We start from the raw sequence: 18,778 nt of genomic DNA on the forward strand, positions 1-18,778 counted from the left end.
TTTGTCTGCAGAACCGGGCTTGAAGTTGCCGCCTTTCAAGCCCGATGCTAGGTTTAGCCCACCGCCCGTGTAGCTCAGTCGGTAGAGCAGCGCACTCGTAACGCGAAGGTCGCAGGTTCGATTCCTGTCTCGGGCACCATCCCCTGTTATTTCACCTTGCTTCTCAGATCATCCACGGCGCGTTTCAGCTGATCCAGTTCGCTGTCCTGACTGCTGACATCCCGCTTCAGGCTGGACAGGTCGCTGGCGCTCGCACTGGAGTTCGACCCGGCGCTGCGCTTCAAGTCTTCCACCTGGCTGGCAAGCCTTTTCAAGTCGCTGTCCTGTGCGCTGACGGTGCGCTTGAGGTCGCTGACTTCACTGGAGCTGGAACTCGAGCTGGAATTCGAGGCGCTGCTGCGCTTGAGATCGTCCATCTGACTGGTGAGCTTTTTAAGGCCGTTATCCTGCTCGGCGACGGTACGCTTGAGATCGCTCACTTCACTGGAACTGGCGCTTGAGCCCGAGTTCGAGCTGCTGCTGCGTTTGAGATCGTCCACGGCTTTGGCGAGGTTCTTCAGGCCGGTTTCCTGTTCACCGACGGTGCGCTTGAGGCTGGCCACTTCGCTGGAGCTGGAACTGGAGCTCGAACCACTGTTGCGCTTGAGCTCTTCCAATTGCTTGGTGAGTTCTTTCAGGTCCTTTTCCTGTTCGGTGGTGGTCCGTTTAAGGTTGGCTATTTCACTGGCGCTGGATGTGGAGCTCGTTCCGCTGTTGCGCTTGAGTTCTTCAATGAGGCGCGCCTGCGCTTGAAGGTTTTCCTTCAGTTCCTTGATGTCATTCGTGTTGGTTTTTGCGGAGCTCTCCAGTGTTTCCGCGCTTAGAACACTGAAATTGCTCCTGACCATGACGTCCTTGCCGTACAGGCTGTGGATGACGAGGAATTTGTCGGAGGAAGACGGGTTGTCGGAAGTGAACTCCGGACTGGCTTGGGCCGTAGTGGCCAATGCCATGTTGCCAAGAAAAAGGGCGGCCATGCCGGTTGCCAACAGGGTAGACGGAAGCTTCTTGAAAATGCGCATCACCTGAATTCCTTGTGAAGTGCCTAGATGGCACATCGCTATGACTTTGCCTTTTGAAGGTTGTTCCTGAGGCGCGAGGGAATATTTTCAGAAAAGCCGATCAACATTTTTTTTGTGGAATTGATGTAAAAGTCCATATAAATCGTCTTCCAAACATCCTATATTCGGACATTGCACGAGCACCACCCTGCAGTTTTCAAATGATCCACGAATGGTTCTGAAGGCCAGACAAACCGGGCTTTACGCGGTTTTTTGCGTCAGAGAGATCCTTGATGATCCAGATCCATCTTCCATTCCCCCGATCAGTGAGAACGACATGACCGTTAAAGAATTGACCCAGGAAGCCAGGCACGAAGAAGCCCTGAAGAAGTACTTGCTCGATTCGCCCCAGCTTGCCGAAGAGATCAAGGACCTGCCCGCCGACGATCAGAAAGACCAGATCCAGTGGGCGTTCGAGGATGAGGCCGAGTCTCAGGGCTTGCAGCCGTGGGAATTGACGCTCAAGTACACGTCGAGCCCGGAAGAGTTCGAGGCCGCGCGACTGGTGCTGCACAAGGAGGCGGCCGAGGTACTGGGCGTCGAGTGGGAAGAGTACTGCGAGATGAACAATCTGGTGGTTTGACCAAACATGTAGGAGCGAGCTTGTTCGCGATGGACTCAAGAGCGCCGCGTTTAGCCAGTAAAAACGCGTTATCGTTAACGACCATCGCGAGCAAGCTCGCTCCTACAGTTTTTCATTTCGTGTGATCAGAGGCTGAGGCGCATCGAAAGGTCGACAGCCTTCACGTCTTTGGTCATCGCCCCGATCGAGATGTAATCCACCCCGGTTTCCGCAATTGGCAGCAACGTGCTTTCGTTGATGCCGCCGCTGGCCTCCAGTTTTGCCTTGCCGCCGTTCAGGCGCACGGCTTCGCGCATGTCATCCAGGCTCAACTCGTCGAGCATGATGATGTCGGCGCCGGCCGCCAGGGCTTCTTTCAGCTCTTCCAGGCTTTCCACTTCAATCTCCACCGGTTTGCCCGGGGCGATCTTGTGCGCGGCATTGATCGCCTCGGGGATGCCACCGCTGGCGGCGATGTGGTTTTCCTTGATCAGGAAGGCGTCGTACAGGCCGATGCGGTGGTTGTGGCAGCCGCCGCAGGTCACGGCGTATTTTTGCGCCAGACGCAGGCCCGGCAGGGTTTTGCGGGTGTCGAGCAACTTCACCTGGGTTTGGGCCACGAAGTCCGCCAGGTATTGAGCGCGAGTGGCCACACCGGACAGCATTTGCAGAAAATTCAGGGCGCTGCGTTCACCGGTCAGCAGCGACCGCGCAGGGCCTTCGAGGTGGAACAGGGCTTGATTGGGTTTCACCCGCTCGCCGTCGCGCACTTGCCAATGCACCGCCACACGCGGGTCCAGTTGCCGGAACACCGCATCCACCCAGGCCGTGCCGGCGATGACCGCGGCGTCGCGCGTGATGATGGTGGCTTTGGCCAGGCGCTCGGCCGGGATCAGCTGTGCGGTGATGTCGCCGCTGCCGATGTCTTCACGCAACGCACGGCGCACGTTGGCTTCGATTTCGGCGGTCAGATCGGCGAGACGTAGATTCGGCATAACGGACTCCACAAACAAAGTGGACCGATTATAGGGCCATGGCACAGGGCAACCCAAGGCGTGAAAAACCTCTCGGTCGCTCTGAAACCTGCATTTGGTCGATTTGCCTGAGTAATTGCCGTTAAGCAACGGTCGATCAGGAACGTCTATTTCAATGAGAGGCGCAGAGTCCGCTGGTATGCGGGACATCTTTTGCAAGATAATGCGCCTTGCATTTGACGTCATGACTTTGACGAGGCTTGAGTTCCCGATTATTGAATGACAGCGGTTGAGCAGTGTTCACCGTTGAGTGTGGGTGTGGGAATGACGCCCCCTCTATCGAACCGACGAATTACCCTTTCAGGAGGCCAGGATGCACAACGACGGGAATGTAGTGCCTTTGCACAAGGCGGCTACCGAGCAGGCGACGCGTTCGCCGCTCGCCCGTGTGCCTGTGATTCTGCTTCAGGTTCGGGACAAGGCGGCTCTGCACCTCAGGCATGGTTTGCAGGAGTTGTTCGATAACGCCGACGACACGCTGTTCGAAATGGCCGACCGCGCCAGGGACAATGTCGAGCAGAACATCTTCTTCGAAGCGATGCGCGACTTGCGCCTCAAGCGCAAAAGCATCGAGCGGGTATTTCTCGAACAATTCCTCGAGGCGTTCGTCGGCCTGAACCGATATGGCACCACGCCGACTGCCTTGCCTCTCGATCGGCCGGTAGCGCAGTCCGGCGATGACCTGGAACGCAGTGTGGCGGTGGACGCCATGGTCAATAAAGCGCTGAACCGCGACGGTTTCGCACTCGACCAACTGACCGCCCGACTCAGCACCCTGATGGGCAAGAAACTGGTGACCCAACACAATCCGCTGGGCCCGGCGATGCTCTGTGAATACTTCATGCAGGCCGGGCGTAATCTCGGGGTGGAGATCAAGGTCAAGCTGATCATCCTCAAGCTCTTCGAACGTTATGTGCTCAGCAGTGCTGACCAACTCTACGCCGAAGCCAATCAACTGCTGATCGCCACCGGCATCTTGCCCGACCTCAAGCCCGCCCCGGCCCGGCGCGCCACCGATCTTGCGCAGGCCAGCGTCCATGCCGAACCTGCCGAAGACGCCAGCCGCGCCGGCACACAGGTCGACGAGGGTGTGCAGGAAGTGTTCGTCGCGCTGCAGAAACTCTTGTTCCACGTGCGCGGCAGTGTCGCGCCGACGCTGGAAGTCAGCGCCCCCGCGCAGCCGATTTCTACCCGCGACCTGCTTCGCCTGCTCTCGCACTTGCAGCAATACGTCCCTCCGTCCGCCGCTCCGGACGACTTCGACCTGCGCAACCAGCTTGAACAGCTGCTGACCCGGGTCAGCGTCAAAAGCGGCAAGTCGCGCGTAGTCGACGTGGCCGATGAAGACGTGATCAACCTGATCGCCATGCTGTTCGAATGCATCCTCGATGACCGCAACCTTCCGGATTCTCTCAAGGCGCTGATCGGGCGCCTGCAGATCCCGATGCTCAAAGTGGCCGTGCTCGACAAAAGCTTCTTCAGTCGCGGCAATCATCCGGCCCGGCGTCTGCTCAACGAAATTGCCGCTGCCGCAATGGGCTGGGGCGATTGCGATGACCATCAGCGCGACACGCTGTACCTGCGTATCGAGCAGGTGGTGCAGCGGTTGTTGAACGACTTTGTCGACGACCCGGCGATCTTCTCCGAACTGCTGGCGGACTTTCTCGCGTTCACCAGCGATGAACGCCGACGCAGCGAGCTGCTGGAGCAACGCACCCGTGATGCCGAAGAAGGCCGCGCAAAAACCGAACTGGCCCGCCAACGCGTCGAGCAGGCATTGAATCAGGCACTTTTGGGCAAAGTCTTGCCGCAACGGGTAGTCGCCTTTATTCAGGAGGCCTGGAGCCAGGTCCTGCTGCTGACGTGCCTTAAACACGGCGATCAATCGGCGGAATGGCATGCCGATGTGCAGACCATGGAGCAACTGGTCTGGAGTGTGCAGCGCCATGACGAGCCGGATGCGAGCTTGCGTCTGTTGGCGCTGGTGCCGGGCTTGCTCAAGGCATTGCGCGACGGGTTGAGCAGCTCGGTGTTCGACCCGTTCGCCACGGGCGAATTTTTCAGTGAGCTGGAGAGCCTGCACGTCCAGCTGTTCGAGCGCCCGCAGCCACAGATCGTCGCTCACGAAACGGAGGCGCCGATGATGGTGCAAGTGCAGGCGGCAATCGTTCTGCGCACCGCCGATGAAGGGCCGGTCGATACCACATCGATGCGTTTACCTGCGGATGATGCAGGCTTGCTTCTGGTCGATCAGTTGCACGTGGGTGGCTGGGTTGAGTTCAAGGAAGACGAAGACAACACCCTGCGCTGCAAACTGGCCGCGATCATCGACGCCACGGGCAAATACATTTTTGTCGACCGCACCGGGATGAAAGTGCTGGAGCGTGACCGCACCGGCCTGGCGCTGGATTTCCGCCGAGGCGCGGTGCGAATCCTGGACGACACCTTGCTGTTCGACCGGGCTCTGGAATCGGTGATTGGCAACTTGCAGCGTCTCAATCGCGGCAAGTGATCGCGCGCCGGTGCTCTATCGCGGCATACTGGGCACTCACACAGTCGACGTTGAAGGAACCTGTATGCAGTTGGACCCCGCGAGCGGTTGGTGTCAGGGCGTGAATATCTGCCCGTCGCCCAACTTCAATGCGCGCCCCACGGGCGAAATCTCCCTGCTGGTGATCCACAACATCAGTCTGCCGCCGGCGCAGTTCGCCACCGGCAAGGTGCAGGAGTTTTTCCAGAACCGGCTGGATGTCACAGAGCATCCCTACTTTGAAGGGATCGCTGACCTACGGGTGTCCGCGCATTTTCTGATCGAGCGTGACGGCACCGTCACTCAGTTTGTCTCCTGTCTTGAACGCGCCTGGCATGCCGGTGTGTCGTGCTTCGACGGTCGGGAAACCTGTAATGATTTTTCCCTGGGCATCGAGCTCGAAGGCACCGACGACCTGCCGTTCACCGATGCCCAGTACGACGCGCTGACAGCCCTGACCTTGCAGCTGCAAAGCGCGTTCACAGCCATTACCCCGCAGCGTATCTGCGGACACAGCGACATCGCGCCGGGGCGCAAGACCGATCCGGGCCCCGCATTCGACTGGGCTCGTTATCGTGCCGCCGTGGTTAATGAGGAACAACGATGAGTTTTCTGGTGTTGCTGTTGGCGGTGTGGATCGAGAAGTTCTCGGGCCTGCGCCATCGGATTCAACGAGATGGCGGCTGGGTGCGCGAACTGCACAAGCTTGAAGCCAGCTCGCGACTGGTCGGTCGCCCGTGGTTGATCCTGGTGATTCTGGTGCTGCTGCCGTTAGCGCTGCTGGGTTTGCTGCTGGTGGTGCTGGAGCCGGTGGCCTACGGGCTGATCGCGTTGCCCGTGCATTTGCTGGTGGTGATTTACAGCCTGGGGCGCGGTGATCTGCTGGCCGGGCTCGGGCCGTTTCGCGACGCCTGGCGCCGGGAAGACCTGCAAGCCGCCGCGCACGTGGCAAAACGCGACCTGGACATCTGCGCCGACAGTGGTGAGCAATTGTTGGAACGGGTCGAGGGGCATCTGCTCTGGGAGGCTTACCAGAGCTTTTTTGCGGTGATTTTCTGGTACTTCCTGTTGGGCCCGGTGGTGGCGCTGGGTTATCGACTGCTCGCACTCACCGAAGAACATTCGCAGAACCCTGCCGTCGTTGAGCGCGCGGCACAGCTGCGGCATGCGCTCGACTGGGTGCCGGTGCGCTTGCTGGCGGCGAGCTTCGCGCTGGTCGGCAACTTTGTCGCGGTCAGTCGGGTGATGTTGCATGAACTGCTGAACTGGAACATCAGTGCCGCCCAACTGATCGAGAAGGTCGGGCTGGTGGCGGGTGAGATTCCCGCGCCGGTCGTCGGGCCGGACGGCATCAACAGCCTCGACCGGATCTGGGAATTGCTGTTGCGCGCCGCAGTCCTCTGGTACGCCGGTTTCGCGCTGTGGACCGTGCTCCCCTAAACCCCGCACCTTGTAGGAGCCGGCTTGCCGGCGATGGCCGCGCCTCGGTGTCTCAGAAACACCGCGTCGATGCCATCGTCGGAACGCCGCCCGCAGCAAGCCGGCTCCTACACGCAAGACTTTTCGTCGTTAACCTTAAGTTACAAAACCTCCCGCCGATTTGAGCTATACAGAGTCAGCACTCAATAGTGGCTATCTGCTGCTTGTCTGTGCCTGCCAATAAAAATAAGAAATCCAAGGGAGACTTCCAGTGAAGAGCTTGCTCTATCCCGCCGTCGCGTTGATGAATCGCATGAGCTTCGGCATGAAGTTCAGCCTGATCAGCGTTCTGTTCCTGGTGCCCATGCTGGTGACCAACTTCTATCTGGTGCGCGATTCCTATCGTGAATTCCAGGGCACTCAAGTGGAACTGCAAAGCCTCGACCTGCTAGGCAACAGCCTGACGCTGCGACGGGATCTGGAAACCCTGAACAACCTGGTGCAGATCAACGTCTTCCTTGGCCAGGCCGGCAAGGCCGGCAATCTCGAATCCCAGATCACCGCCCTGGAACAAAGCGTTCTGTCCCGCCTGCAAGGGCTGACGGCGATGAGCACCGATCCGGAACACATCGCGGTGTTTGATGGCAAACGCGACGAAATGATCAGCGCGTTCAAGGCCCAGCAAACGGAAAACTCCCTGCAAAGCAAGAGCGCGCTGATCGGCAAACTGCTCGGCAGCGCGCAGATTTTCAACCAGATCATCGCCAGCCAGGCCGGTTTGAGCCGCGACAGCCAGAGCGACATGCGTCAGCTCACGGAACTCATCAGCACCGTCACTCCGTCCGTCACCCAGATCCTGGGCGATGGCCGCGCCATGGGTTCCTACTCGCTGGGGCAGGGCTTCCTCAATTCGTCGTCGAGCACCCGTTTCGATGAGCTGTTGGCGCAGATCGAAAAACTGCAAGCCGAGTACGGCCTGAAGCTGCAGGATGCGCTGGGCTCGAGCAAGGCTGCACGTGAAACCCTGGCGGCCCAGGCCGAAAGCAGCAAGGCGTCGCTGAAAAAGGCCAGTGAACTGTTCGAAGAACAGGTGGTGATGGCCGACACCCTCGATGCGCCGTGGCAGGTTTTTTACGATCAGGTCACCGGCCTGATGGACCAGACGTACCAGCTCAACGAAGCCACCCTGAAATTCCTCGACACCCAGTTGCAACAGCGCCTGACGCAGAACCGCACGCACATGGTCTTGCAGGCCGTCGCGTTGTCGGTGGTGTTCGTGCTGATTTTTTATCTTTACGGCGGCTTCTACGCCTCGACCCGCACCACCCTCAAGCGCCTTGGCGCGATGATGGACAAGGTGGCGGCCGGCGACATGACCGTGACCTTCAACGCCAATAGTCGCGATGAACTGGGCGAGTTGGGCGAGGTGTTCAACGGCACGGTGAAGAAGATCCATGACCTGATCGAGCGTGTCGGCCACACCGTCGAGGAAGTCGAGCGTCAGGCCGGTCAGGTCGAGGACGTGTCGGCCCAGAGCAACCAGGCGGTTGCGGGGCAGCGCACGCAGATCGAACAGGTTGCGACGGCGATGAACCAGATGTCGGCCACGTCACTGGAGGTGGCCCGCAGTGCCGCCGCAGCGGTCAGCAGTGCCCACAGCGTCAATGACGAGACCATCAGCGGTCGGGGGCTGGTGGAGTCGCAACAGGGCAGCATTGCCGCACTGGCCAGCGAGATCGATCAATCGGTGTTGGTGATCAACCAGTTGGCCAGCGACAGCCAGTCCATCAGCCGCGTGCTGGAAGTGATCAAAAGCATCGCCGAGCAGACCAACCTGCTGGCGCTCAACGCGGCCATCGAGGCGGCGAGGGCGGGGGAGCAGGGGCGTGGTTTTGCGGTGGTGGCGGACGAGGTCCGGACCTTGGCCAAGCGCACCCAGCAATCGACCGAAGAAATCGAGCAGATGATCGCCAAACTGCACAGCGGTGTGGGTGCCGCAGTGAAAGCCATGGGCACCAGCCATGAAATGGCCAACGGCACGGTCGGGCAGTCGGAAAAGGTCCAGCAGGCGCTGGAAAACATCCTCGGCGCGGTGGGCATGATCGTCGACCAGAACCAGCAGATCGCCGCCGCCGTGGAGCAGCAGACCGCCGTGGCGCACGACATCGACCAGAATATTGTCGAGATCAACCGCGCCGGCGAACGCACCGCCGAAGGCGCGCACCAGACCGAGGACGCCAGTCGGGCGTTGTCGGCGCAGGTGGTGGAGCTCAAACAACTGATCAGCGCGTTTCGGGTCTAGCTGAAGAAACCGGATCACTTGTAGGAGCGAGCTTGCTCGCGATGGACGTGAACGATAACGCTTGCTGTCTGGAGGAGCGCGTTGCCCTGACGTTCATCGCGAGCAGGCTCGCTCCTACAGGTTTGTGAGTTGTTTGTAGTATTTGTTACCTGCTCATGTCGGCAATTTCCGGTTTTCCCACAGGCTCTGGCTTTTGGTCTTCAATGAAGGAAGATCCACAACCCTGACCATAGGAGGCTCGGTTATGTCCGTCGTTACTACTGGAATCCAGGGCCATTGTGCCCATTGCGGATGCACGCTCCTGCTCGAACCCTGGCAACTCAACGCCATTGCCATCCATGAAGCCTTCGCCTGTTCCCACTGCCACAAGGCCTTGCAACTGAGCGACCCGAAACAGCTCAAGCGCATCAAGTCTCTCGACTCGCTCGCCATGTTGCGTGCGAGCACGTTGGTGATGGTCTGCACCGCAGTGTTGGTGGCGTTGGTGATGGAATGGGTCGGGATGCTCAGCGTGGTGGAACAGGTGAATTTCTCGATGGTTGCGATTCTGGTCTACTTCATCGTTGTCCAGTACGCGAGACAACGGCAACACATCACGCTGATTCTGGATGCCGCCAAGGCGCACGCCGACTGACTACCAGTTGAACAACTCATAGCAATTGGCCGTGCTCGCGGCGGCCAACTGCTCAGGGCTGATCGCCATGATGTCAGCCAGTGCCGCGCAGATCGCCGGCAGGTGCGCCGGGCTGTTGCGTTGGCCGGGAAACATGGCGGGCGCCATGTCCGGCGAATCGGTTTCCAGCACCACCGATTCCAGCGGCAACTGAGCGAGAACGCGGTGCATGCGCAAGGCCTGCGGCCAGGTCGCCGCGCCGCCCAGGCCCAGTTTGAAACCGAGCCTGATGTACTCGCGAGCTTCTTCCTGGCTGCCGGCGAACGCGTGAATGATCCCCGCGCGTTTCAACTTGAAGCGCTTGAGCGTGGCAATCACCGCCGCGTGGCTGCGCCGAACGTGAATCAGCGCCGGCAGATCGAAGTCCACGGCCAATTGCAGTTGTGCCTCGAACAACGCCTGCTGGCGTTCGCGGTCGAGGGTTTCGATGAAGTAATCCAGGCCGATCTCGCCCACGGCGCACAGCTGGCGATGACCGGCCAGGCGGGTCAGCCAGTCGCCGAGTTCGCGCAGATCTACAGGCTGGTGCTGATCCAGATACACCGGGTGCAGACCGAACGCCGCGTGCAGATCGGGATCGCTCTGCACCAGATCCCACACCCGCTGCCAATTGGCCTGATAAACCCCCAGCACGACCATCCGCCGCACCCCGAGGGCGCGGCTCTCGGCGAGCAGCGCCTGACGATCCGCGTCGAAGTCCGGAAAATCCAGATGGGTGTGGCTGTCGATCAGCTCCACGGTTCAGTCCTGGTGAATACGCTGCTTGAAGGTCCGCGCAATGGCTTGCACGCCGGGCTGGTAATCGGACTGCTCGATGGCGGCGAGGGCCAGTTGCAGGGCTTTGTCGGCGATCAGCTGATGCTGCTGGGCCATGGCGTTGACCGGCAGCGGCAGGAAGTCCAGCAGCTGCGTGTCACCGAAAGTGCCGAGGCGCAGCGGGCGGGTTTTCAACGGGAAGTCGTGCAAGGCGTCGAACACGCCCTGGAGCAGCACATAGGAGGTGGTCACCAGCGCATCGGGCAAATGCCCCAGGCGCTGAAGCATCTCTTCCATCAACTGCTTGCCACACTCACGGCTGAACGATTCGCCGTGTTCGATCAGGATCTCGCCGGTGAACCCGGCCAGCGCATCTTTGAAACCGCCGGCCCGTTCCTGGCTGATGCTCAGTTCCGGCCGCGCGCCGATCAGGGCGATCTGCTTGGGCAGCGGATCGAGCAGGCTGCGGGTCAGGTGCAGGCTGGCTTCGCGATCATCGCTGATCACCGAGCAGAAATGCTCGGGTTCCATGACCCGGTCGATGGCGATGATCGGGATGCCCTTGGCTTGCAGCTGACGATAACTGTCGTCACCCGCCGGCAGGCAGCTGGCGACGATCAGTGCGTCGCAACGACGGGCGCGGAACAGCTGCAGCAATTGCCGCTCGCTGTCCGGCGCATCGTCCGAGCTGGCGATCAGCAACTGATAGCCGCGAGCCCGGGCGCCTTGCTCGAGCAATTTGGCGATACGCGCGTAACTGGGGTTTTCCAGATCCGGCAGAATGAAACCCAGGGTGCGGGTGTGCCGACTGCGCAGCCCGGCCGCTTGCGGGTTTGGGGTAAAGCCATGTTGTTCAACGACTGCGCGCACGCGCTCGACGGTGGCGCTACTGATGCGTTGCTGTTCGGCCTTGCCATTGATGACATAACTGGCGGTGGTCACGGACACACCGGCCAGTTGGGCGATATCACTGAGTTTCAACGCGGGTTTTCCTTGTTTGTCGGCCGACGTTTTCGCCAATCCTACCCGATTCAGACGGGCGACTATTGTCGCAACCAATCCGACAAGTTGGACTTCAAGGATGGGACATTATCGAGTAACGTGCCAATCATTCTAGATTAAACGTTTCAGCAGGCGTATTTTCTACGTTTCAGGCGTTTTTGGCCGGTTCTGCCGTGAAACCGCCAAAAGTGATGATCAAGCGCCTAAGCTGACTCATTCAAAACAATACCTGGCACCTCAAGGCGCCAAAAAGGAGAAAGCATGCTCGAGCTCACTCTAGAGCAGATATCCATGGGCCAGTCGGCTGTGGATAAATCCGCAGCGTTGCAACTGCTGGCACAGCATCTGGTCGCCGATGGCCTGGTGGCCGACGGGTATCTTGCCGGCCTGCAAGCACGCGAAGCCCAGGGCTCGACCTTTCTCGGTCAAGGTATTGCCATCCCCCACGGTACGCCGGAAACCCGCGAACTGGTGTTTTCCACCGGCGTGCGGCTGATGCAATTCCCCGACGGCGTGGATTGGGGCGACGGTCAGATCGTCTACCTGGCGATTGGCATCGCGGCCAAATCCGACGAACACCTGCGACTCCTGCAACTGCTGACTCGCGCCCTCGGCGAGACCGATCTGGGCCAGGCCCTGCGTCGCGCCGGTTCCGCCGAAGCCTTGTTGAAACTGCTGCAAGGCGCACCGCAGGAGCTGGCGCTGGATGCCCAGATGATCGGCCTCGGTGTGTCGGCCGATGACTTTGAAGAACTAGTCTGGCGCGGCGCGCGGTTGCTGCGCCAGGCCGATTGCGTGAGCAACGGTTTTTCCGCGGTCTTGCAGCAGGTCGAAGCGCTGCCGCTGGGTGATGGTTTGTGGTGGTTGCACAGCGAGCAGACGGTCAAGCGTCCAGGCCTGGCCTTCGTCACACCGGATAAACCGATGCGTTACCTCGGCCAGCCGCTCAGCGGTCTGTTCTGCCTGGCCAGCCTCGGCGAAGCGCATCAGGCGTTGCTCGAACGCCTTTGCGCGTTGCTGATCGAAGGTCGCGGTCATGAACTGGGGCGCGCCACCAGCAGCCGCAAAGTCCTTGAAGTGCTCGGCGGTGAACTGCCGGCGGACTGGCCGAGCGCACGTATTGCACTGGCCAACGCCCACGGCTTGCACGCGCGTCCGGCGAAGATCCTTGCGCAACTGGCGAAAAGTTTTGAAGGCGAGATTCGTGTGCGCATCGTCGATGGCCAGGACAGCGCGGTGTCGGTGAAGAGCCTGAGCAAGCTGCTCAGCCTCGGTGCCCGTCGGGGTCAGGTGATGGAGTTCATCGCCGAACCGAGTATCGCCGCCGATGCCTTGCCAGCCTTGTTGGCCGCCATCGAAGAGGGGCTCGGTGAAGAGGTCGAGCCATTGCCGGTGGTGAGCCAACAGCGTGAAGTGATCACGGAAGTGGCCGAAGTGCTGCTCGCCCCGGCGTCCGGCAGTCTGGTCCAGGCCATCCCCGCCGCGCCGGGGATTGCCATCGGCCCGGCGCATATTCAGGTGCTGCAAGCCATCGACTATCCGCTGCGTGGCGAGTCCGCTGCCATTGAGCGCGAACGTCTCCAGCAAGCGCTGGCGCAGGTGCGTCGCGACATCGAAGGCTTGATCGAACGCAGCAAATCCAAAGCCATTCGCGAAATCTTCATCACCCACCAGGAAATGCTCGACGACCCGGAATTGACCGATGAAGTCGAGACCCGCCTCAAGCAAGGCGAAAGCGCCGAAGCGGCGTGGATGGCGGTGATCGAAGCGGCGGCGAAACAACAGGAATCGTTGCAGGACGCTTTGCTCGCCGAACGTGCCGCCGACTTGCGCGATATCGGTCGGCGAGTGCTGGCGCAACTCTGCGGCATCGAGACCCCAAGCGAACCCGATCAGCCGTACATTCTGGTGATGGATGAAGTCGGTCCGTCCGATGTGGCGCGCCTCGATCCAGCGCGTGTCGCCGGCATTCTCACCGCCCGTGGTGGTGCCACCGCGCACAGCGCCATCGTCGCCCGTGCCCTCGGGATTCCGGCTTTGGTTGGCGCGGGTGCGGCGGTGTTGCTGCTGGCGCCGGGCACGCCGTTGCTGCTCGATGGCCAGCGCGGCCGCCTGCATGTGGATGCCGATGCGGCGACCTTGCAGCGCGCCACCGAAGAACGCGACACCCGCGAGCAACGCTTGAAGGCGGCGGCCGAACAACGTCATCAGCCGGCGCTGACCACCGATGGCCATGCGGTCGAAGTGTTCGCCAACATCGGCGAAAGTGCCGGTGTCACCAGCGCGGTCGAGCAGGGCGCCGAAGGCATCGGCCTGCTGCGCACCGAACTGATTTTCATGGCGCATTCGCAAGCGCCGGACGAGGCGACCCAGGAAGTCGAATACCGCCGCGTGCTCGATGGCCTCGCCGGTCGGCCGCTGGTGGTGCGGACCCTCGACGTCGGCGGCGACAAACCGTTGCCTTATTGGCCGATCGCCAAAGAGGAAAACCCGTTCCTCGGCGTGCGCGGCATTCGCCTGACCTTGCAGCGTCCGCAGATCATGGAAGCGCAATTACGCGCGTTGCTGCGTGCCGCTGACAACCGTCCGCTGCGCATCATGTTCCCGATGGTCGGCAGCGTGGATGAGTGGCGCCAGGCACGGGACATGACCGAACGCTTGCGCCTGGAAATCCCGGTCGCGGACCTGCAGCTGGGGATCATGATCGAAGTGCCGTCGGCGGCCTTGCTCGCACCGGTGCTGGCCAAGGAAGTGGATTTCTTCAGCGTCGGCACCAATGACCTCACGCAATACACCCTGGCGATCGACCGTGGCCACCCGACCCTGTCGGCCCAGGCTGACGGCTTGCACCCGGCGGTGCTGCAACTGATCGACATCACCGTGCGCGCGGCCCATGCCCATGGCAAATGGGTTGGCGTGTGCGGCGAACTGGCGGCGGATCCGCTGGCGGTGCCGGTGCTGGTCGGGCTCGGCGTGGATGAGTTGAGCGTGTCCGGTCGCAGCATCGCCGAGGTCAAGGCGCGCATCCGTGAACTCAGCCTGACCCAGACTCAAACCCTTGCCCGACAGGCGCTGGCCGTGGGCAGCGCGAATGAAGTGCGCGCTTTAGTGGAGGCCCTGTAATGGCCCGGATTCTCACCCTGACCCTCAACCCGGCGCTGGACCTGACGGTGCAGTTGCCGCGCCTGGAACCGGGGCAGGTCAATCGCAGCGACGAAATGCACACCCATGCCGCCGGTAAAGGCGTGAACGTGGCGCAGGTACTGGCGGACCTCGGGCATCAGCTCACGGTCAGCGGTTTCCTCGGCGAGGACAACCTGCAAGCGTTCGAAACCCTGTTCGCCAAGCGCGGTTTTGTCGACGCATTCATCCGCGTTCCCGGCGAAACCCGCAGCAACCTGAAACTCGCGGAAAGCGACGGACGCATCACCGACATCAACGGCCCGGGGCCGAAGGTCAGCGAGGCGGCGCAGCAGGCGTTGCTCGATCGGCTGGACCGGATTGCGCCGGGGCATGACGCGGTGGTCGTGGCCGGCAGCCTGCCCCAGGGCGTCAGTCCTGAATGGTTGCAGGCATTGATCTTGCGGTTGAAAAACCTGGGCCTGAATGTCGCGCTGGACAGCAGTGGCGAGGCCTTGCGCGCGGCGCTCAAGGCCGGTCCGTGGTTGATCAAACCCAACACCGAAGAACTGGCTGAAGTGCTCGGTTGCGAAGTGGTTTCTATCGCGGCTCAAGCTGAAGCGGCGAGCCGTTTGCACGCACAAGGCATTGAGCACGTGGTGATTTCCCACGGCGCCGATGGCGTGAACTGGTTCAGTGTCGGCTCGGCACTGCATGCCACGCCGCCGAAGGTCAGCGTCGCCAGTACGGTGGGCGCGGGCGACTCGTTGCTGGCCGGCATGCTCCACGGTTTGCTGAAGCCCGACACCCCGGAACAGACCCTGCGCACCGCCACCGCCATTGCAGCGATGGCGGTGACCCAGATCGGTTTCGGGATGGGCGATGCGGCTCAATTGGCGCGGCTTGAACAGGGTGTGCGCGTGCGTCCCCTGACAGAACAATAAGAGGGTTTGTCATGAAATTAGCCATCGTTACGGCCTGTCCGAACGGCATGGTCACCAGTGTCCTGTGCGCCCGCTTGCTCGATGCGGCGGCGCAGCGCCAGGGCTGGAGCACCAGCGTCGAAGTGGTGGATGCGGCGCACCCGGAACGCCAGTTGTCCGCGGCCACGATCGAGGCTGCCGAGTGGGTGTTGCTGGTGACCAGCGCGCCGGTGGAGATGTCGCGGTTTGTCGGCAAACGCGTGTTCCAGAGCACCCCGGCGCAGGCCCTGCAAGATGTCGAAGCAGTGCTGCGGCGTGGCGCTGAAGAGGCGCAGGTTTATGTCGCATCCCAAGCCGCTGTCGAGCCTGTCGCCGTGGCTGAAAATGCCCCGCGCCTGGTCGCGATCACGGCGTGCCCGACGGGTGTTGCCCATACCTTCATGGCCGCCGAAGCCTTGCAGCAGGCGGCCAAGCGCTTGGGTTATGAGCTGCAGATCGAAACCCAAGGTTCGGTCGGCGCGCGCAACCCGTTGAGTGCCTCCGCCATTGCCGATGCCGACGTGGTGTTGCTGGCCTGCGATATCGAAGTCGCCACCGAGCGCTTTGCCGGCAAGAAAATCTACCGGTGCGGCACCGGCATTGCGTTGAAGCAAGCCGAAGCGACCCTTAAAAAAGCACTGGCCGAAGGCAAGCAGGAAAGCGCGGCGACGGGCGCGAAAACTCCGGCCAAGCAAGAGAAGACCGGGGTCTACAAACACCTGCTGACCGGCGTGTCGTTCATGCTGCCGATGGTTGTGGCGGGCGGTCTGATGATCGCGCTGTCGTTCGTCTTCGGCATCACTGCGTTCAAGGAGGAGGGCACGCTGGCCGCCGCGCTGATGCAGATCGGCGGCGAGACCGCCTTCAAGCTGATGGTGCCGCTGCTGGCGGGCTATATCGCCTACTCGATCGCCGACCGCCCGGGCCTCGCGCCGGGGATGATCGGCGGCTTGCTGGCGAGCACCCTGGGCGCCGGTTTCATCGGCGGGATCATTGCCGGTTTCATCGCCGGCTACGCGGCCCAGGCGATCAATCGCTACGCGCGTTTGCCGCAGAGCCTCGAAGCGCTGAAACCGATCCTGATCATCCCGCTGCTGGCGAGCCTGTTCACCGGTCTGGTGATGATTTACGTGGTTGGCAAACCGGTGGCCGGGATGCTCACCGGGCTGACGCACTTCCTCGACAGCATGGGCACCACCAACGCAATTCTGCTCGGTGTGTTGCTGGGCAGCATGATGTGCGTCGACCTCGGCGGGCCGATCAACAAAGCGGCGTATGCGTTCTCGGTGGGGCTGCTGGCGTCCCAGAGTTATGCGCCGATGGCCGCGACCATGGCGGCGGGGATGGTGCCGCCGATTGGCCTGGGCATCGCCACGTTCATTGCCCGGCGCAAGTTCGCCCAGACCGAACGCGAGGCCGGGAAAGCGGCGTTGGTGCTGGGGTTGTGCTTCATCTCCGAAGGCGCGATTCCGTTTGCCGCCAAGGACCCGTTGCGGGTGATCCCGGCGAGCATCGCCGGTGGCGCGCTGACCGGTGCGATGTCGATGTATTTTGGCTGCAAGCTGATGGCGCCGCACGGTGGTTTGTTTGTTTTGGCGATCCCGAATGCGATCAACCATGCGTTGCTGTATTTGCTGGCGATTGTGGCCGGGAGTTTGTTGACGGCGGTGGTGTATGCGGTGGTCAAGCGGCCTGAGGTGGTTGAGTTGGCGGTGGAGCCGGTCAGCGCATAATCGGCCTTTTTGGTGATGGCGGTTTTGAGATCGCCATCGCCGGCAAGCCGGCTCCTACAAGGTTGTGGTGATCACAAAAGGTGTGAACGACACAGATCTTGTGGGAGCGAGCCTGCTCGCGATTGCGTCAGTCGCCATGCTGCTAAATCGGAGTTTTGTACTCATGCTCCCGCTGCAATGCTCGTGCTTGAACCACATCCATCACGGCACAGCCTTCACGCATCAGCAGATGCACCGCACGGGTGATGCACATCAGGTCACGGCCGGATGTGTTCTTCAGATTCACGCTGGAGAATGTGTCGGCAAGATCGCGAACCACGGTGAAGCGGTGCAGGGCGCAGGCGGTGAGTTCGCTGAGTTCTTTGTGGGTGTTGACGAAGAGCACCGGTGTTTCGGCGTCGTAGGTGTCGATGGGGAGGTAACGCGGCATGACTTGGGACATGGGATCAACTCCAAGCGTTGCCACCCTTCGCGGCCAAGCGAAAAAGGTGGCAGCTGTGTGCGGGTTGGCCGACCGGCACCCATCAATCCGGCACACCCGAAGGTGTCCCGCGCACAGCCGCCATAACACGATGTTCAGACGTGGAAATGCCTGAACGATGACGCTGATGCGTTTCGGGTGACCGACCGGCCAAGGTCGTTCGCGATGTTTTTCGCGAGTCCGAACTATGGAGTCGATACCGAAACGCGGCAACAAGATACGTTGTAGGAAACGTCTTGAAAAGTTGTGCGGCTCGCGGTGATGGGGTTGGTGTACATATCCGTTTCTGCGGTAACGACTGCTAATGGTTTCGCCCTTACGGCGAGTCACTTGGAAAAGCCCCAAGTAACCAAGGGCTCTTGCCCCTTTCGTTCGGTGCCTCGCTAAGGCTCGGCATTCCCTCGCTCCGGTCCTGCTCCGTGGGCCCGCCGCCATCGGCCATCCATGGCCGGGGGCGGCTAACCCGGCATCCATGCCGGGTTGCCCACTGCGCAGAACCTGCGCTCGGCCTCTCGAGGTGGCAAGAAAATCAAAAACCAAAGCCAGATCAAAAGCCTGCGAGGCGGCCTGGTGGCCGACCTGTTTCATTTGTCGTACGCGATTTTTCTGTAGGAGCCGGCTTGCTGGCGATAGCGGTGGGTCAGGCACATATTTATTGGCTGGACGGACGCTATCGCCAGCAAGCCGGCTCCTACAGGGGGAATGTGCACATGTTTGGAAGGTGGGACGCGACACCGGTGCCATGCCCAACAACAATCCTCTGTAGGAGCCAGCTTGCTGGCGAAAAACACCCAGGCAACGCGTTTATCCAGATACCCCGCGTTATCGTTGACGACCATCGCCAGCAAGCTGGCTCCTACAGGGAATTGCGGTGCGTGATCAAATGCGCGAAGCGCGCCGGCTTGAAACCCAGGTCGGCCCGGAGGCCGCCTCGATTTTGATTTTGATCGCAGGCGCCCCGTTAAACCACGCTGGCCGAACGCAGGCATTGCGCAGCGGGGAAACCGGCAAGGATGCCGGTTTAGCCGCGCTGGGCCAGGGATGGCCCATCGCGGCGACCCGCGGAGCAATGCCGGAGTGAGGGCACACCGAGCCCAAGCGAGG

The 18,778-nt window shown here is 61.2% G+C and carries 15 protein-coding genes and 1 tRNA gene; 11 read left to right on the forward strand and 5 right to left on the reverse strand.

Translation table 11 applies throughout. The annotated features are described in order from the left end of the window. Nucleotides 1–63: 63 nt before the first annotated feature. A tRNA-Thr gene (locus ACF6ZU_RS16700) sits at nucleotides 64–139 on the forward strand. Nucleotides 140–146: 7 nt separating this feature from the next. Here ACF6ZU_RS16700 and ACF6ZU_RS16705 read toward each other — a convergent pair. After that, nucleotides 147–1,061: a hypothetical protein gene (locus ACF6ZU_RS16705; protein ID WP_392885241.1), complete on the reverse strand. Its 915-nt coding sequence runs from the start codon at nucleotides 1,059–1,061 to the stop codon at nucleotides 147–149. Between the two features lie 316 nt (nucleotides 1,062–1,377). Here ACF6ZU_RS16705 and ACF6ZU_RS16710 point away from each other — a divergent pair, with 316 nt between their 5' ends. Then, nucleotides 1,378–1,683 carry a DUF6388 family protein gene (locus tag ACF6ZU_RS16710; RefSeq protein ID WP_150766382.1) on the forward strand — a complete coding sequence of 102 codons (306 nt, stop codon included), beginning with the start codon at nucleotides 1,378–1,380 and terminating at the stop codon, nucleotides 1,681–1,683. A gap of 125 nt (nucleotides 1,684–1,808) precedes the next feature. Here ACF6ZU_RS16710 and nadC read toward each other — a convergent pair whose 3' ends face one another. After that, nucleotides 1,809–2,657 carry a carboxylating nicotinate-nucleotide diphosphorylase gene (nadC, locus tag ACF6ZU_RS16715; protein ID WP_392885242.1) on the reverse strand — a complete coding sequence of 283 codons (849 nt, stop codon included), beginning with the start codon at nucleotides 2,655–2,657 and terminating at the stop codon, nucleotides 1,809–1,811. A gap of 352 nt (nucleotides 2,658–3,009) precedes the next feature. Here nadC and ACF6ZU_RS16720 point away from each other — a divergent pair, with 352 nt between their 5' ends. From ACF6ZU_RS16720 to ACF6ZU_RS16740, 5 genes are all read left to right on the forward strand, one after another. Next, on the forward strand, nucleotides 3,010–5,208 hold the full coding sequence (locus ACF6ZU_RS16720) for a DUF1631 domain-containing protein (protein ID WP_392885243.1): 2,199 nt from the start codon (nucleotides 3,010–3,012) through the stop codon (nucleotides 5,206–5,208). 64 nt (nucleotides 5,209–5,272) lie between these two features. Continuing rightward, nucleotides 5,273–5,833, forward strand: a complete 561-nt coding sequence (gene ampD / locus ACF6ZU_RS16725; protein WP_392885244.1) for a 1,6-anhydro-N-acetylmuramyl-L-alanine amidase AmpD — start codon at nucleotides 5,273–5,275, stop codon at nucleotides 5,831–5,833. Further along, nucleotides 5,830–6,666, forward strand: a complete 837-nt coding sequence (gene ampE, locus ACF6ZU_RS16730; RefSeq protein ID WP_392885245.1) for a regulatory signaling modulator protein AmpE — start codon at nucleotides 5,830–5,832, stop codon at nucleotides 6,664–6,666. Before ampD ends, ampE begins: the two co-directional genes overlap by 4 nt. A gap of 250 nt (nucleotides 6,667–6,916) precedes the next feature. Further along, the gene (locus ACF6ZU_RS16735) at nucleotides 6,917–8,947 is read left to right on the forward strand and encodes a methyl-accepting chemotaxis protein (RefSeq protein ID WP_392885246.1); all 2,031 of its coding nucleotides are present in this window, start codon (nucleotides 6,917–6,919) and stop codon (nucleotides 8,945–8,947) included. Between the two features lie 244 nt (nucleotides 8,948–9,191). After that, nucleotides 9,192–9,581, forward strand: a complete 390-nt coding sequence (locus ACF6ZU_RS16740) for a hypothetical protein (RefSeq protein ID WP_392885247.1) — start codon at nucleotides 9,192–9,194, stop codon at nucleotides 9,579–9,581. On the opposite strand, the gene ACF6ZU_RS16745 is transcribed toward ACF6ZU_RS16740, so the two are convergent. Then, complete coding sequence (locus ACF6ZU_RS16745) at nucleotides 9,582–10,358, reverse strand: TatD family hydrolase (RefSeq protein WP_392885248.1); 777 nt, start codon at nucleotides 10,356–10,358, stop codon at nucleotides 9,582–9,584. It lies immediately after the preceding gene. A 3-nt stretch (nucleotides 10,359–10,361) separates the two neighbouring features. Further along, entirely contained in the window at nucleotides 10,362–11,357 is a 996-nt protein-coding gene (cra, locus tag ACF6ZU_RS16750; protein ID WP_392885249.1) for a catabolite repressor/activator, read from the reverse strand. A 282-nt stretch (nucleotides 11,358–11,639) separates the two neighbouring features. Here cra and ptsP point away from each other — a divergent pair, with 282 nt between their 5' ends. The 3 genes from ptsP to ACF6ZU_RS16765 are packed head-to-tail and all read left to right on the forward strand — an operon-like array spanning nucleotide 11,640 to nucleotide 17,193. Then, a complete protein-coding gene (ptsP, locus tag ACF6ZU_RS16755; protein ID WP_392885250.1) occupies nucleotides 11,640–14,501 on the forward strand; it encodes a phosphoenolpyruvate--protein phosphotransferase in 2,862 nt (953 codons plus the stop codon). Continuing rightward, on the forward strand, nucleotides 14,501–15,442 hold the full coding sequence (pfkB, locus tag ACF6ZU_RS16760) for a 1-phosphofructokinase (RefSeq protein WP_392885251.1): 942 nt from the start codon (nucleotides 14,501–14,503) through the stop codon (nucleotides 15,440–15,442). The genes ptsP and pfkB overlap by 1 nt, the downstream gene beginning before the upstream one ends. A gap of 11 nt (nucleotides 15,443–15,453) precedes the next feature. After that, nucleotides 15,454–17,193 (forward strand): PTS fructose-like transporter subunit IIB, encoded by a 1,740-nt coding sequence (locus ACF6ZU_RS16765; RefSeq protein WP_392885252.1) that lies wholly within the window; start codon nucleotides 15,454–15,456, stop codon nucleotides 17,191–17,193. A gap of 142 nt (nucleotides 17,194–17,335) precedes the next feature. Here ACF6ZU_RS16765 and ACF6ZU_RS16770 read toward each other — a convergent pair whose 3' ends face one another. Next, complete coding sequence (locus ACF6ZU_RS16770; RefSeq protein WP_392885253.1) at nucleotides 17,336–17,635, reverse strand: hypothetical protein; 300 nt, start codon at nucleotides 17,633–17,635, stop codon at nucleotides 17,336–17,338. Nucleotides 17,636–18,545: 910 nt separating this feature from the next. Between ACF6ZU_RS16770 and ACF6ZU_RS16775 the strand changes: the two genes are divergently transcribed. Further along, nucleotides 18,546–18,755, forward strand: coding sequence for a hypothetical protein (locus tag ACF6ZU_RS16775; RefSeq protein ID WP_392885254.1), 210 nt, complete (start codon nucleotides 18,546–18,548; stop codon nucleotides 18,753–18,755). Nucleotides 18,756–18,778: the final 23 nt, after the last annotated feature.

This window comes from Pseudomonas migulae (assembly GCF_043225285.1).
Lineage (GTDB): Bacteria > Pseudomonadota > Gammaproteobacteria > Pseudomonadales > Pseudomonadaceae > Aquipseudomonas > Aquipseudomonas migulae_C.

What these genes read in the sequence shown, in the direction of transcription:
- pfkB (WP_392885251.1), top strand. Translation starts at nt 14,501, where the DNA reads ATGGCCCGGATTCTCACCCTGACCCTCAACCCGGCGCTGGACCTGACG.
- ACF6ZU_RS16765 (WP_392885252.1), top strand. Translation starts at nt 15,454, where the DNA reads ATGAAATTAGCCATCGTTACGGCCTGTCCGAACGGCATGGTCACCAGT.
- ACF6ZU_RS16720 (WP_392885243.1), top strand. Translation starts at nt 3,010, where the DNA reads ATGCACAACGACGGGAATGTAGTGCCTTTGCACAAGGCGGCTACCGAG.
- ACF6ZU_RS16770 (WP_392885253.1), bottom strand. Translation starts at nt 17,635, where the DNA reads ATGTCCCAAGTCATGCCGCGTTACCTCCCCATCGACACCTACGACGCC.
- ACF6ZU_RS16740 (WP_392885247.1), top strand. Translation starts at nt 9,192, where the DNA reads ATGTCCGTCGTTACTACTGGAATCCAGGGCCATTGTGCCCATTGCGGA.
- ACF6ZU_RS16710 (WP_150766382.1), top strand. Translation starts at nt 1,378, where the DNA reads ATGACCGTTAAAGAATTGACCCAGGAAGCCAGGCACGAAGAAGCCCTG.
- nadC (WP_392885242.1), bottom strand. Translation starts at nt 2,657, where the DNA reads ATGCCGAATCTACGTCTCGCCGATCTGACCGCCGAAATCGAAGCCAAC.
- ampD (WP_392885244.1), top strand. Translation starts at nt 5,273, where the DNA reads ATGCAGTTGGACCCCGCGAGCGGTTGGTGTCAGGGCGTGAATATCTGC.
- ptsP (WP_392885250.1), top strand. Translation starts at nt 11,640, where the DNA reads ATGCTCGAGCTCACTCTAGAGCAGATATCCATGGGCCAGTCGGCTGTG.
- ampE (WP_392885245.1), top strand. Translation starts at nt 5,830, where the DNA reads ATGAGTTTTCTGGTGTTGCTGTTGGCGGTGTGGATCGAGAAGTTCTCG.
- ACF6ZU_RS16705 (WP_392885241.1), bottom strand. Translation starts at nt 1,061, where the DNA reads ATGCGCATTTTCAAGAAGCTTCCGTCTACCCTGTTGGCAACCGGCATG.